This is a genomic window from Micromonospora sp. DH13, assembly GCF_020873825.1.
Lineage (GTDB): Bacteria > Actinomycetota > Actinomycetes > Mycobacteriales > Micromonosporaceae > Micromonospora > Micromonospora haikouensis.
In genome coordinates this window covers 35,953-48,675 of the sequence record NZ_JAHWGR010000040.1, presented here as the reverse complement: position 1 = coordinate 48,675, position 12,723 = coordinate 35,953, and the positions used below count along the sequence as shown (strand labels likewise).

Annotated in this window: 13 protein-coding genes; 7 read left to right on the top strand and 6 right to left on the bottom strand. The window is 74.6% G+C overall.

Annotated elements, in window-relative coordinates:
* Positions 1-147: 147 nt before the first annotated feature.
* The 3 genes from LPA42_RS28620 (at position 148) to LPA42_RS28610 (ending at position 2,293) form a co-directional block, all read left to right on the top strand.
* Positions 148-357, top strand: a complete 210-nt coding sequence (locus LPA42_RS28620; RefSeq protein ID WP_043966409.1) for a DUF397 domain-containing protein — start codon at positions 148-150, stop codon at positions 355-357.
* A gap of 113 nt (positions 358-470) precedes the next feature.
* Positions 471-953: an SRPBCC family protein gene (locus LPA42_RS28615; protein ID WP_077938059.1), complete on the top strand. Its 483-nt coding sequence runs from the start codon at positions 471-473 to the stop codon at positions 951-953.
* A gap of 86 nt (positions 954-1,039) precedes the next feature.
* Positions 1,040-2,293, top strand: coding sequence for a PQQ-binding-like beta-propeller repeat protein (locus LPA42_RS28610; RefSeq protein WP_077938060.1), 1,254 nt, complete (start codon positions 1,040-1,042; stop codon positions 2,291-2,293).
* On the opposite strand, the gene LPA42_RS28605 is transcribed toward LPA42_RS28610, so the two are convergent.
* Both LPA42_RS28605 and LPA42_RS28600 read right to left on the bottom strand, forming a co-directional pair.
* On the bottom strand, positions 2,251-3,297 hold the full coding sequence (locus tag LPA42_RS28605; protein ID WP_144082673.1) for a peptidase: 1,047 nt from the start codon (positions 3,295-3,297) through the stop codon (positions 2,251-2,253). The genes LPA42_RS28610 and LPA42_RS28605 overlap by 43 nt on opposite strands.
* A gap of 34 nt (positions 3,298-3,331) precedes the next feature.
* On the bottom strand, positions 3,332-3,886 hold the full coding sequence (locus LPA42_RS28600) for a hypothetical protein (RefSeq protein ID WP_077938061.1): 555 nt from the start codon (positions 3,884-3,886) through the stop codon (positions 3,332-3,334).
* A gap of 200 nt (positions 3,887-4,086) precedes the next feature.
* Here LPA42_RS28600 and LPA42_RS28595 point away from each other — a divergent pair, with 200 nt between their 5' ends.
* Positions 4,087-4,545: a hypothetical protein gene (locus LPA42_RS28595; protein WP_228986992.1), complete on the top strand. Its 459-nt coding sequence runs from the start codon at positions 4,087-4,089 to the stop codon at positions 4,543-4,545.
* A gap of 49 nt (positions 4,546-4,594) precedes the next feature.
* On the opposite strand, the gene hisC is transcribed toward LPA42_RS28595, so the two are convergent.
* From hisC to hppD, 4 genes are read right to left on the bottom strand one after another with little or no spacing between them, the layout of a single operon-like run.
* Positions 4,595-5,698: a histidinol-phosphate transaminase gene (hisC, locus tag LPA42_RS28590; protein ID WP_077938063.1), complete on the bottom strand. Its 1,104-nt coding sequence runs from the start codon at positions 5,696-5,698 to the stop codon at positions 4,595-4,597.
* Positions 5,695-6,747: an RDD family protein gene (locus LPA42_RS28585; RefSeq protein WP_228986991.1), complete on the bottom strand. Its 1,053-nt coding sequence runs from the start codon at positions 6,745-6,747 to the stop codon at positions 5,695-5,697. The genes hisC and LPA42_RS28585 overlap by 4 nt, the downstream gene beginning before the upstream one ends.
* Positions 6,744-7,508, bottom strand: a complete 765-nt coding sequence (locus tag LPA42_RS28580) for an RDD family protein (RefSeq protein WP_077938064.1) — start codon at positions 7,506-7,508, stop codon at positions 6,744-6,746. The genes LPA42_RS28585 and LPA42_RS28580 overlap by 4 nt, the downstream gene beginning before the upstream one ends.
* A gap of 21 nt (positions 7,509-7,529) precedes the next feature.
* Positions 7,530-8,735: a 4-hydroxyphenylpyruvate dioxygenase gene (hppD, locus tag LPA42_RS28570; protein ID WP_077938065.1), complete on the bottom strand. Its 1,206-nt coding sequence runs from the start codon at positions 8,733-8,735 to the stop codon at positions 7,530-7,532.
* A gap of 139 nt (positions 8,736-8,874) precedes the next feature.
* On the opposite strand from hppD, the gene LPA42_RS28565 reads away from it, so the two are divergent.
* The 3 genes from LPA42_RS28565 (at position 8,875) to LPA42_RS28555 (ending at position 12,722) form a co-directional block, all read left to right on the top strand.
* Positions 8,875-9,381 carry an Lrp/AsnC family transcriptional regulator gene (locus LPA42_RS28565; RefSeq protein ID WP_043965086.1) on the top strand — a complete coding sequence of 169 codons (507 nt, stop codon included), beginning with the start codon at positions 8,875-8,877 and terminating at the stop codon, positions 9,379-9,381.
* 135 nt (positions 9,382-9,516) lie between these two features.
* On the top strand, positions 9,517-10,941 hold the full coding sequence (locus tag LPA42_RS28560; RefSeq protein ID WP_077938072.1) for a PQQ-binding-like beta-propeller repeat protein: 1,425 nt from the start codon (positions 9,517-9,519) through the stop codon (positions 10,939-10,941).
* Between the two features lie 113 nt (positions 10,942-11,054).
* A complete protein-coding gene (locus LPA42_RS28555; RefSeq protein ID WP_077938066.1) occupies positions 11,055-12,722 on the top strand; it encodes a fumarate hydratase in 1,668 nt (555 codons plus the stop codon).
* Position 12,723 lies beyond the last annotated feature (1 nt).

Genomic DNA, 12,723 nt, shown 5'->3' with positions numbered 1-12,723 from the left:
GAACCGCGGTCGCACATCAGGTGCGACCGGTGCCTGACCCCGCTCGTTGATCGAGCCGGGTTCCCCGCGTGGCGGAACCCGGCCGGCGGCTCCGGGTGGTGCCGCCCGGCCGTCGTGGGACGTCCCAACGGAGTGGAGGCAATGAACATGATCGATCTTGCGGGTGCCGTCTGGCGCACCAGCAGCCGCTCGAACGACCAGGGGCTGTGCGTCGAGGTGGCGGACAACCTCGTCAGCAGCGCCGGAGTCGTCGCCGTACGCGACTCCAAGGACCCGGCGGGCCCGGCGCTGACCGTCAGCCCGCCGGGCTGGACCGCGTTCGTCGACGCGATCCGGGTCGGGCGTTTCCTGGCCTGACCCTGACCCCGGGGTGCCCGTCACCCCCGGATCGGCCACCAGCGGCGGAAGTTCCGCCGCTGGGGCCCCACCGCGCGCTCACCGGCCGTACCGTGGACGACACGGGAGGTGTCATGTCGACGGTCACGGTCACCGAGTTCATCGAGGCGCCCGCCGTCGACCTCTGGCGGCTCCTCGTCGACCTGCCGGTCCGCGCCGACTGGCTCCGCACGGTCGGCGGGGTCGAGCTGCTCACCCCCGGCCCGCTCGCCCCCGGCACGGCCTGGCGGGAGACCCGCACCCGGCCGGACGGGGGCACCCAGGCCGAGGAGTTCGTCGTGGTGGAGTGCGTTCCGCCCCGGCGGCTGGTGCTCGCCTCGCCGGGCATCGGCGTGTCCTACCGCACCACCTGGGTCCTGCGCACCGTCCAGCGCCGCCGCCGGGCCTGCACCGCCGTCACCGTCGCGCAGGAGGCGGTCGCCACGGCGCCGTACGGTCGGGTGCTGGCCCTGCTCTTCGGCGGCCTGGCCGCCCGCACGGTCGAGGGCACCTTCCGTCGCGACCTCGCCGACCTCTCCCGCGCCGCCCACCCACCGACCCAGGCCGAGGCGGCCTGAAAGCGCGCCGGGCCGGTGCGCCGGGCCGGGTGCCGGCCGGCACCGGGGCGGGCCGGCCTCGGTAGGGTGCCGGGCGGAGGTGCGGCATGACTGTGGCGAAGGGACGGCGGGGCGTCGCGATGACACTCGCGGCGCTGGTCGGCGTCGCGGCGGTCGCCTTCGTCGTCCACCGGGTGCTCGCGCCGGCCGAGGTGGAGACCCCCGCCCGCGCCGCCTACCCGGCCACGGCCACCCCGGCGATCGGCGTGGTGGGCCGGCTGCCGGCGGCCCCGCTGATCGTGGACGGCCGGCTCCGCGTCTACGCCGCCACCCGCCAGGTGTACGCCGACCAGCCCGCCGACTCCCGCAACCGGGTCACCCCGTACTGGTCGTACCGGCGCTGGCCGGCGGAGGTCAGCGGGGTGGTGGCGGATGCGACCACGGTCGTCAGCCGCTGGTCGGACGGGAAGCTGGTGGCGCTGGACGCGCGTACCGGACGGGTGGCCTGGCAGTCCGACGGCCCGGAGCCCGCCGCCGGCTGGACCGCCCGCCGCACCGGGGCCGGCACCGTGTGGGCCCCGCCGGGGCTGTTCCTCGCCCGCGCCGCCGACGGCCGGCCCGTGCTGGTGGTCGCCGGCCCGGAGCGGGTCGCCGGCTTCGCGCTCGCCGACGGCCGGCGGCTCTGGTCGGTCGACGTGGACGGCGGATGCCGCGACGACGTGGCCACCACGTCGGCGGGGCAGCTCGTCGCCGTCGACCGGTGCGCCGCCCCGGTGGCCGTCGAGTTCCGCGACGTGGCCACCGGCACGCCGACGGTTCGCCTGACGCCGACCGGGGCCACCGCCGACCTCACCGTCACCCCGGTCGGCTGCGTGAGCCCCCGCTCCCGGTGCCGGGGCCTGCACACCGAGGGCTTCGCCGACGGGGCGGGCCGCGGCTGGCTGGTCGGCACCGCCGACCCGGTCGCCGCCCCGGGCCTGGACGCGGCCGGCACGGAGCTGGACGGCGAGCGCGTCGTCGGCACGGCCGGCGGGGTGGTGACCGCGCGGTCGGCCCGCACCGGCGAGGAGCTGTGGCGGCGCGCCGACCTCGGCCCGGCCCGGATCCTGGCCGTCCAGCCCGGCCGGGTGCACCTGCTCACCGAGACCCGGGACCTGGTCACCCTCGACCCGAGGACCGGCGCGCAGCGCTCCCGCTTCCGGCTGGAGGTGGGCCGCGACGGCATCGGCTGGGCCGCCGGCCTGGCGTACGCGGGCGGCGGCTACGTGGCGGTGGAGCGGCTGCGCGAGCCGGTCGCCCCGGACGCCGACGACCAGCGCTACTTCCTGATGTCCGAGCCGGTGCTGCTCGCCGCCACCTGACGGCCCCGGTGAACGGCCGGTTCGACGACCGCCCGCCGCCGCCGACGGAGCCGGCGGACCAGCAGGGCGACTCCGGCAATCGCCGCCGCCGCGGCGACGAGGGCCCCGGCACGGAGCCACCAGCTCCGGGCGAGGCGGTCGAACAGGGGGGCCCGCCTGCCGGCCTGGCCGGGCTCGGGAAAGGTGATCGTGCCGCTGGCGCTGCGTCTGACCTTGCCGCTCTCCAGGTCCAGGGCGATCCGCCACGGGCCGTCGGCCAGCTCCGCGGGGAAGAGCACCCGCACGCTGCCGGCCTCGCCCGCGGCCAGCGTCGTGCCCTGGACGACGTCGAACGGGCCGGCCCGGACCCCGCCCGGGCCGTCGGAGAGCGTGGCACTGCCACCCATGTCCAGGGCGCGCCCGCCGGTGTTGCGGACCGCGACGTCGACGGAGGGCCGGCCCTCGCCGTCCCGGGCCGGCACGACGTCGCCGATGGTGAAGTCGGACGGCGGCTCGCCGCCCGCCCCCACGTCGAGGTAGACCCGGACACCGACCCGGTGGACGATGTTGACGTTGGCCGAGGTGTCCCGGGCGGGAACCGTGGACGCCCAGACGACCCCGTAGCGCTCGCCGGCCGACGCCTCCCGGGGCACCCGCACGGTCGCGGTGAACCGGGCGCTCTCCTGCGGGTCGAGGGTGACCGAGCCCTCGTCGAGGGTGATCCAGCCGCTCAGCTCGTTGGCCGTGCGGCCCTCGGCGAACCGGAACTTGCCGTCGGCGACGTCAGCGCCGGCCGCGTACAGGTCGAGGCGGCGGCGCTCGGCGGAGTGGTTGACGACGCTGATCTTCCGCTTGATCGTGCTGCCGGGGGGCAGGTGGTCGACGATGTAGCGCAACGCCCGGGGGTCGTCGTGCCGGGCAACGGGTGCCTCCAGCAGTTGGATCCCGATCGCGCGACTGTCGGGCTCCGCGGCCGGCGCGCCGGCCCGGGCAGGGACGCCCGGACCGGCGGCGCAGAGCAGCACCGCGGCCGACCAGGCCGCGAGGCGGATCAGCGGCTCAGGCGACCGAATGTGTCACCGTCCCGGTGTAGGTGCCGGACTGGTTGGCCGACGGCACGTTGACCTCGAGGGTCGGGTTCCAGGAGGCCGAGTTGATGCCGGTGCCGCCGGTGTGGGTGAACGCGGTGACCGGTGTGGTGTTGTCCAGCGGCACGGCGTTGCCGGAGGCGGTCTGCCCCTCGGTGAAGGTGCCGGTGCCGCTGGTGGCCGTCGCCGGGCCCGACCAGTAGTCGACGGCGGTGGCGGGGACGGTCTCGGTGGCGGTGGCGGTGCCGGTGGTGAAGTCGGTCGAGGTCACCGACGCCGTCCACGAGGCGTCGGCGCCCGTGGCCCGGGTGTCGGACACGGTCACGGTGCCGAGCTGCCCGGTGATCGTGGTGCCCGGCGCGCCGGAGCCGAGGTTGGCCGTGGCGGGCGCGTCGATGTCGAGGGTTCCGGCGAGGACGTCGAAGGTGACAGTGGTGGTGTCGGTCGGCGCGGCCAGCGCCGGCGAGGCGACCAGGGCGGCGGTGGCGGCCGCGGCGGTCGCGGCCAGGATCGTGCGAGTACGCATGCTCTCTCATCCCTTGCTCGGTTGGTGCGGACCGTCGTGGTCGAGGGCCCACGAGCCAGGATGGACGTTAGCGACAAGAGTGTCTTAAGGGTTTAAAACGGGACAAAAGCCTGGAGTTGGTCGTCCATAGCCGGACTACGGGCGGGTGGGCTTCCGCGAACCCTCATCGCTGCCGGCGTCGGAAGGGTTACCTTCCCCCCATGCCCGGCCATATCGGCTCCGCAGCCGCACCGCGAGTCCTGGGCGGCGCCTTGGCTGCCCTGCTGGTGGCCGCCCTCGCCGGTGCCGGCCAGTCGGCGGACGGCGCGCCCGAAGCGCTGCCCCGGGCCGTGCCCGTCGCCGCGGCCCCGCCGCAACCGCCCCCCGGACCGTCCGCCGGCACCGTGGTCGGCTTCCAGGTGCTCCCGGGCCCGACGCAGCCCACCGTGCCGCCGCCGACGGGCACCCCCACGGGCGGGCCGACCTCGCCGCAGCCGGGACCGTCGCCCAGCGGGACCGGGCCGGCCCCGTCAGGGCAGCCAGCCCCCTCGCGGCCGGGCCGGCTGCCGGTCACCGGCGGAGCGTGGGGGGCGGCGTGGCCGCTGGCCGTCGGCGCGGCCAGCGTGCTCCTGGGCCTGGCCCTGACCCTCGCCCGCCGACGCCGCCCCCGGGGGGCATGAGATCCCCGCCGCCACCCTGATCGGGCGGCTCGGTTCGGGCCGGGGCGGCTCAGGCCAGGGCGGACTCCGCGGCGGCGAGGAACGCGTCGTTCTCGGCCGGGGTGCCGATGGTGACCCGCACCCCGTCGCCCGGGAACGGCCGGACGATCACGCCGCGCGCCTCGCACGCCTTGCCGAACCCGACCGCCCGGTCGCCCAGCGGCAGCCACACGAAGTTGGCCTGGCTGGCCGGCACGTCCGGGACGAACTTGCGCAGCGCCTCGGTGACCCGGTCCCGCTCGGCGACGACCAGCGCGCAGCGCCGCTGCACCTCGTCGGCCTGCGCGAGGGCGGCGAGCGCGCCGGCCTGGGCGGCCATGCTGGTGGAGAACGGGGTGACCACCTTGCGCACGGCGGCGGCCACCTCGGGCGCGGCGACGAGGAAGCCGATCCGCAGGCCCGCCAGCCCCCACGCCTTCGACAGGGTGCGCAGCACCACCACGTTCGGCCGGTCGAGGTAGGCCAGGCCGTCCGGCACCTCGGCGTCGGTGACGAACTCCCGGTACGCCTCGTCGATGACCACCAGCACGTCCTCGCCGACGGCGTCGAGGAACCGGTCCAGCTCCGCCTTGCGTACGGCGGTGCCGGTCGGGTTGTTGGGGTTGCAGACCAGCACCATCCTGGTCCGGTCGGTCACCGCCGCGGCCATCGCGTCGAGGTCGTGCCCGTGCCCGGCGTCGTTGGGCACCCGCACGCTGGTCGCGCCGCTGGTGGCCGCGATGATCGGGTACGCCTCGAACGACCGCCACGAGTAGAGCAGTTCGTCGCCGGGCAGGCAGGTGGCCCGCACCAGGTGCTCGGCCAGCGCCACCGACCCGCAGCCGGTGGCGATCCGGTCGGGGTGCACCCCGTGCCGCTCGGCGAGCGCCTGGCGCAGCGCCACCACGCCCATGTCCGGGTACCGGTGCGAGCCGGCTACCGCCTCGGCGACCGCCTCCACCACGCCGGGCAGCGGCCCGTACGGCACCTCGTTGCTGGCCAGCTTGATCGCCTCCGGCAGGCCCAGCTCGCGGGCCAGGTCGGCGGGGCTGCGGCCGGGCACGTAGTTGGGCAGCGCGTCGAGGTCGGCGCGGGTCAGCCGCAGCGGTGGCTCGTGACGTCCGGTGTCGGTCATGGCTTGTCTCCCGAAGGGGTGGCGGGGGTGGTGGGGTCGTCGGCCGGCTCGGCGGGACCGCCCGACGGGGCGCCGCCGGCGGCGGGGGTGCGCGGCGGCAGCCGGACCACCACGGTCTGCGCGCGCTTGTCGTGCAGCGCCTGCCGCAGCGGGTGGTCGAACAGCGGCGAGACGGCGTCCACGAGCTGGAGCAGCAGGCCGAAGCCGCAGCAGTACCAGAGCAGGGTGGGCAGGCCCAGCGTGCTCCACCGGCGCAGCGCCCGCCCGAAGCCGAGCGGCTGGTCGGCCTCGACCGGCACGGCCCGTACGCCGAGCAGCCGCTTGCCGAGGGTCTGCCCGTTGCCGGCCATCGCCGGCACCTCGTACGCGAACCAGAGGGCGGTGGCGATCAGCAGGATGGCGACCTGGAGCCCGCCGGCCTGCTCGCCGGGCTGCGGCAGCCCATCGGTGGACGTGTCGCCGGCCATGCTCCGGCGCAGCACCTCGCGGAAGTAGGGGGTGACCTCCTCGACGTACCGGTAGACGAACCAGCCGTTGACGACGGCGTTGAGCAGGAACACCGCGCCGAAGTCGATCAGCCGGGCGACGAACCGGGCACCGAAGGAGGCCAGCGGCAGCCCGTGCGGGCGGGGCACGGGCGGACGCCCCGGCCACCCCGGGTACGCCCACCCGGGCGGGTACCCCTGCCCGGGTGCCCCCGGCGGGCCGGGGATCCCGCCGGGCGGGCCGTAAGGCGGGCCGCCGACGGGGCCCGGCTGCTGGCCGGGGTGCGGCTGCTGGCCGGTCCCCGGCCAGCCGGGGAACGGGCCCGGGGCGGGCGGCGCGCCGGGCCCACCGGCCGGAGCGGGGACGCTGCCGGTGGTCGTCGGCGCGGCCGGACCGCCCTGGCCGGGTGCGGGACTGGCCGGCGGCGGGGGCTCGACCGGGGGCGGCCCCTCCGGCGGGGTGGCGTCGACGGGGATCGGCGCGCCGATCCAGCCCTCACCGTCCCAGTACCTCCTGGTGTCGGGATCGGCGGGGTCGACGTACCAGCCTGGTTGCACGCTCACGGAGCAACCTTAACGACGACCGTCGCGGCGAACTTGTCGTGGAGGCACTGCTGCCAGGGCTTGTCCCCGAGCTGCCAGAACCCGTCGAGGTAGTTGAACCCGGGCACCACCGTGGCGGCGACGAACTGCACGAGGTAGCGCCGCCCGGCCATGCCGCGGTCGAGCGTCCGGGTCGGGTCGAGCGGGACGACCCGGAGCTTCATCACCTTCTTGCCCAGCGTCTGCCCGGACCGGCACAGGTATTCGACGTGGTAGAGCCAGTAGAGCCCGAGCATCAGCACGACCAGCCCCAGCTCGGCCAGGAGCAGCGGCAGCATGAGGTCGGTCAGGAACGACTTGGGGTGGTATCCCAGGAGCCTGTCGACCGGCTCGGTCCGGGTGAACTGGTCGAACACGGTGAACCAGACGTACATCATTGCCGGCAGGAACAGCGTCAGGCCGACCACACCGGCGACGGCGCTGTCGATCAGGAAGGCCAGCAGGCGGTCGCCGAAGCTGGCCAGCGGCTGCCCGCCGGGGCCGACCGGCACCGGCGGGTGCCCGGGGCGCGGCGGGGCCCACCCGGCCGGTGGTGGGGCGTAACCGCCCGGCGGGGTCCACGTCCCCGGCGGGGCCCAACCGCCGGGCGGGGCGTAGCCGGTGGGGCCGGGCTGCGCCGGGACGGCGTACCCCGGCGGAACCGGGGCGGCGGGCGGCGCGACGCCACCGGCGGGCGGCTGCCCGCCGGCCGGCGGCGTCGGGTACGTCGGAGGCTGGGTCACGCTCGACAGTGTCGCAGGTGGCTACAGGTTTCCCCGCTTCTCCTGCTCCCGCTCGATGGCCTCGAACAGGGCCTTGAAGTTGCCCTTGCCGAAGCCGAGCGAGCCGTGCCGCTCGATCAGCTCGAAGAACACGGTCGGGCGGTCCTGCACCGGCTTGGTGAAGATCTGCAGCAGGTAGCCGTCCTCGTCCCGGTCGACCAGGATCTTGCGGGCCTTCAGCTCCTCGATCGGCACCCGCACCCGGCCGATCCGGGCGCGCAGCTCCGGGTCGTCGTAGTACGAGTCCGGGGTGTCCAGGAACTCGACGCCGGCCGCGCGCATCGCGTCGACGCTGGCCACGATGTCGTTGGTGGCCACGGCGATGTGCTGGGCCCCCGGGCCCTGGTAGAACTCCAGGTACTCGTCGATCTGCGACTTCTTGCGGGCCACGGCCGGCTCGTTGAGCGGGAACTTGACCTTGCGGGTGCCGTTGGCGACGACCTTGCTCATCAGCGCCGAGTAGTCGGTGGCGATGTCGTCGCCGACGAACTCCGCCATGTTGGAGAAGCCCATCACCCGCTTGTAGAAGTCGACCCACTCGTCCATCCGGCCCAGCTCCACGTTGCCGACCACGTGGTCGACGGCCTGGAAGAAGCGCTTCGGCTGGAGGCCGGCGTCGATCATCGGCTGCCGGTCCACGATCGGGCCGCGGGCCACGAAGCCGGGCAGGAACGGCCCGGTGTAGCGGGACCGGTCGACCAGGGTGTGCCGGGTGTCGCCGTACGCGGCGATGGTCGCCATCCGCACGGTGCCGTGGGAGTCGCCGACGTCGTGCGGCTCGACCAGGCCGGTCGCGCCCTGGGCGACGGCGTGGGCGTACGCGGCGTCGACGTCGGGCACCTCCAGCGCGATGTCCACCACGCCGTCGCTGTGCTTTTTCACGTGCTCCGCGCCGGGGGCGTCGGGGCGCACCGCGCCGGTCAGCACGAACCGGGCCGAGCCGCTGGTCAGCACGTACTCGGCGTGGTCGCGGAAGCCCTGCTCCGGCCCCCGGTACGCCACGCAGGTCATGCCGAACGCCGTCGAGTAGTAGTGCGCGGCCTGCTTGGCGTTGCCGACCATGAAGTGGACGTGGTCGAGCGCCTTGACCGGGAACGGGTCGCGGCTGATGTCGTGGTCGACGGCGCCGACGAGCCGGTCGACGTCGATGTCCTCGGTGGGCTTGGGTCGGTCGATCGCCTGGGTCACGGTGGCCTCCCTCGCGTACCGGCCGGCCTCGTGGGCCGCCGTGGGCTGGTTGTCCAGGAAGCATCGCCGGAGCGGATTCGGTTGGGCAACAGTTGCGCTTGTCCCTGGTCAGGTTGCGCATTCGGTATGGTCGTCACCCGTGACCGCTGTGCAGGATGTCCAGCTCGACGAGCTGGACGCGCGACTGATCGAACTCTTCGCCGAGGAACCCCGGATCGGGGTGCTGGAGTGCTCCCGGCGGCTCGGGGTGGCCCGGGGCACCGTCCAGGCCCGCCTCGACAAGCTCGTCGACCGGGGGGTGATCGGCGGTTTCGGGCCGGACATCTCCCCGGCCGCGATCGGCTTCGCGGTGACCAGCTTCGTCACCCTGGAGATCAGCCAGCGGCTCGGGCACGACCCGGTGACCGCCCACCTCGCGGCGATCCCCGAGGTGCTGGAGGCGCACACCATCACCGGCTCCAGCGACCTGCTCTGCCGGATCGTCGCCCGCTCCAACGCCGACCTCCAGCGGGTCATCGACCAGATCGTGGCGTACGAGGGGATCCGGCGGGCGTCGACGATCATCGCGCTCGCCCAGCAGATCCCGTACCGGACGCTCCCCCTGGTCCGCTCCGCCGCCCGGGGAGAAGGAAGGGCCCCCTCCTAACGCCTTTTGTCGAGGAAGGGCCCCCTTTTAACACGCCGGTCACCGAGAAAGCGCCGCGACACGGCCGCACCGGCACTCGGCGCGGCGGTGATCGTCGTTACCGTGTCCGGTGTGGCGAAGGTGGGCGGCCTCAGGATGCGTGGCTGGTTCCTGCTCGGCCTCGTCACGGTGGTCGTCCTCGCCGTGGCCGGCGTGTGGAACCCGTGGCCGGGCGTGTGGGACTGGGTCGACCGCAGCGAGCCCATCTCCGAGCCCGACGTCATCTGGCAGCAGCGCGTCGGCGGCACCCCGAAGAGCGTCACCATCGCCGGCGACACCGTGATCGTCGAGCAACGCACCCGGGTCGAGGCGCGCAGCCTCGCCACCGGCGCGCAGCTGTGGGACCGCAAGGCCGACTGGGCCGCCGTGGCCGGCGGGGACCGCGACCCCGTCGTCGCCGTGGGCAAGCTCCTGGTCAAGGGGTACGAGGTGCTCGACCCCACCACCGGCGCGACCCGCCGCCGCGACGGCGACGCGGTGGCCGTGTGGACGTACCGGAACCTGCTGCTCGACGCCCACTGCGTCGAGGCGACCGACTGCACGCTCAGCGCCTGGGACCCGCGCGGCACCGCGCCGCTGTGGACGGCGTTCCTGCCCGGCGTCAGCACCGGCCTCTTCGCCGACAACCCCGACCTGCTCGGCACCCGCCGGCTCACCGCCAACCGGATCGACGCCGGGGCGGCCGGGCCGGAGCCGGTCCCGCCGCTGCTCGGCTTCCCCGTCGACGGCCGGGTGCACGTGGTGGACACCGCCACCGGCCGGGTGCTCCAGAACGTCGAGCCCGGCCGCGACGAGCGGCTCGCCGTGGTCGGCGGCCGGATGCTGCGGATCAGCGCGGTCGGCCGGGACGGCGCGTGCGCGTTCACCCTCACCGCGCACGACCCGACCACGGGCAAGCAGGTGTGGCGGCGCACCGGGATCAACCTGCGCACCGCCGACAGCGCCGGCTGTGTGCAGCGGGAGGACCCGCAGGGCGCGCGGAACGTGCTGATCGGCGTGGCCCCGGACGGCCGCGAGGCGGTCATCGACGGGTACGACGGGCGGCTGCTCCAGGTCAACGACGAGGGGCAGAAGCTGATCGCCGTCGACGACCGGTACGCGCTGCTGCGTACCGCCGACAAGCGCTCCATCGTCGCCCGGGAGCTGGGCGCGGACCGCACCCGGTGGACCCGGCCCACCGGCGAGAAGAACGGCGCGACGCTCACCCCGTACGCGGCGGTGCTCACGCAGGAGAAGCCGAACCGGCTGATCGCGCTGGACCCGCGTACCGGAAAGGAGCTGTTGGTGCTGCGGACCTCGGCCAACGCCCTGGCCGTGGGCCCGGCGGGCATGGTCATCGGCGAGGGCCGCGAGATCGGGTACGTCCGCTTCGGCGCGGGCGGCAGCGGGACCGCGCCCGGCGGCGACGCCGGGGTTCCCGGCCCCGGCAGCAGCGGCGGCGACCCCGGCGACGACGCGCCGGGCAGCGGCGACGGGCCGGCCGACGAGGACCGCTGCGGCCCGAAGCGGGAGCTGTGCTGAGCGGCGTGGAGCCGGGCCGTTGAGCGCGGTCCGGCCGGGGTGCTGAGAGCGAGGTCCCTTCAGGCCCCCGTCGGGTGCGAGCGATCGACCGGTCTGCCCTAGGCTTTCCGCTCATGAGCAGTGCCGCCGCGTTCTCCTACGCTCCCTTGCTGCCGACCGGTCCCGACCAGACCGAGTATCGCCTGGTCACCGACGAGGGTGTCGACGTCGTCAACGGTCCGGGCGGGCGCCGGTTCCTCACCGTGGAGCCGGCCGCGCTGACCGCGCTGACCGCCGAGGCGATGCACGACATCGCCCACTTCCTGCGCCCCGCCCACCTGGCCCAGCTCCGGGCGATCATCGACGATCCGGCGGCCTCGCCGAACGACCGGTTCGTCGCGCTGGACCTGCTGCGCAACGCGAACATCGCGGCCGGCGGGGTGCTGCCGATGTGCCAGGACACCGGCACCGCCATCGTGATGGGCAAGCGCGGCCGGCACGTGCTCACCGACGGCGGCGACGCCGAGGCGATCTCCCGGGGCGTCTACCAGGCGTACACGAAGCTCAACCTGCGCTACTCGCAGCTCGCCCCGCTGACGATGTGGGAGGAACGCAACACGGGCAGCAACCTGCCGGCGCAGGTGGAGCTCTACGCCGAGGACCCGGACGGGCACCCCGACGCGTACAAGTTCCTGTTCATGGCCAAGGGCGGCGGATCGGCCAACAAGTCGTACCTCTACCAGGAGACCAAGGCGCTGCTGAACCCGACGCGGATGATGCAGTTCCTGGAGGAGAAGCTGCGGCTCATCGGCACCGCCGCCTGCCCGCCGTACCACCTGGCGATCGTCATCGGCGGCACCAGCGCCGAATACGCCCTCAAGACCGCCAAGTACGCCTCCGCGAAATACCTCGACGCCCTGCCGACGCAGGGCTCGATGACCGCGCACGGCTTCCGCGACCTGGAGCTGGAGGCGGAGGTGCTGGAGCTGACCCGCAACTTCGGCATCGGGGCGCAGTTCGGCGGGCGCTACTTCTGCCACGACGTGCGGGTCGTCCGGCTGCCCCGGCACGGCGCGTCCTGCCCGGTGGCGATCGCCGTGTCCTGCTCCGCCGACCGGCAGGCCGTCGCCAAGATCACCCCGTCGGGCGTGTGGCTGGAGCGCCTGGAGACCGACCCGGCGCGCTACCTGCCCGACGTCACCGACGAGACCCTCGACGCCGAACAGGTGGTGCGCGTCGACCTCAACCGGCCGATGGCCGAGATCCGCGCCGAGCTGTCGAAATACCCGGTGAAGACCCGGCTGTCGCTGACCGGCCCGCTCGTCGTCGCCCGGGACATCGCGCACGCCAAGATCGCCGAGCGGCTCGACGCGGGCGAGCCGATGCCGCAGTACCTGCGCGACCACGCCGTCTACTACGCCGGCCCTGCCAAGACCCCCGAGGGGTACGCCTCCGGCTCGTTCGGCCCGACCACCGCCGGCCGGATGGACGCGTACGTGGAGAAGTTCCAGGCGGCCGGCGGCTCGATGGTGATGCTCGCCAAGGGCAACCGGTCCGCCCAGGTGACCCGCTCCTGCCAGCAGCACGGCGGCTTCTACCTCGGCTCCATCGGCGGCCCCGCCGCCCGCCTCGCCCAGGACTGCATCCGGCACGTCGAGGTCCTCGAATACGCGGAGCTGGGCATGGAGGCGGTCTGGAAGATCGAGGTGGAGGACTTCCCGGCTTTCATCGTCGTCGACGACAAGGGCAACGACTTCTTCGCCGAGGTCACCAAGCCGGTGCTCACCGTCGGCCGCCGCTGAC

What these genes read in the sequence shown, in the direction of transcription:
- LPA42_RS28620 (WP_043966409.1), top strand. Translation starts at nt 148, where the DNA reads ATGATCGATCTTGCGGGTGCCGTCTGGCGCACCAGCAGCCGCTCGAAC.
- LPA42_RS28615 (WP_077938059.1), top strand. Translation starts at nt 471, where the DNA reads ATGTCGACGGTCACGGTCACCGAGTTCATCGAGGCGCCCGCCGTCGAC.
- LPA42_RS28610 (WP_077938060.1), top strand. Translation starts at nt 1,040, where the DNA reads ATGACTGTGGCGAAGGGACGGCGGGGCGTCGCGATGACACTCGCGGCG.
- LPA42_RS28600 (WP_077938061.1), bottom strand. Translation starts at nt 3,886, where the DNA reads ATGCGTACTCGCACGATCCTGGCCGCGACCGCCGCGGCCGCCACCGCC.
- LPA42_RS28595 (WP_228986992.1), top strand. Translation starts at nt 4,087, where the DNA reads ATGCCCGGCCATATCGGCTCCGCAGCCGCACCGCGAGTCCTGGGCGGC.
- hisC (WP_077938063.1), bottom strand. Translation starts at nt 5,698, where the DNA reads ATGACCGACACCGGACGTCACGAGCCACCGCTGCGGCTGACCCGCGCC.
- LPA42_RS28560 (WP_077938072.1), top strand. Translation starts at nt 9,517, where the DNA reads ATGCGTGGCTGGTTCCTGCTCGGCCTCGTCACGGTGGTCGTCCTCGCC.
- LPA42_RS28555 (WP_077938066.1), top strand. Translation starts at nt 11,055, where the DNA reads ATGAGCAGTGCCGCCGCGTTCTCCTACGCTCCCTTGCTGCCGACCGGT.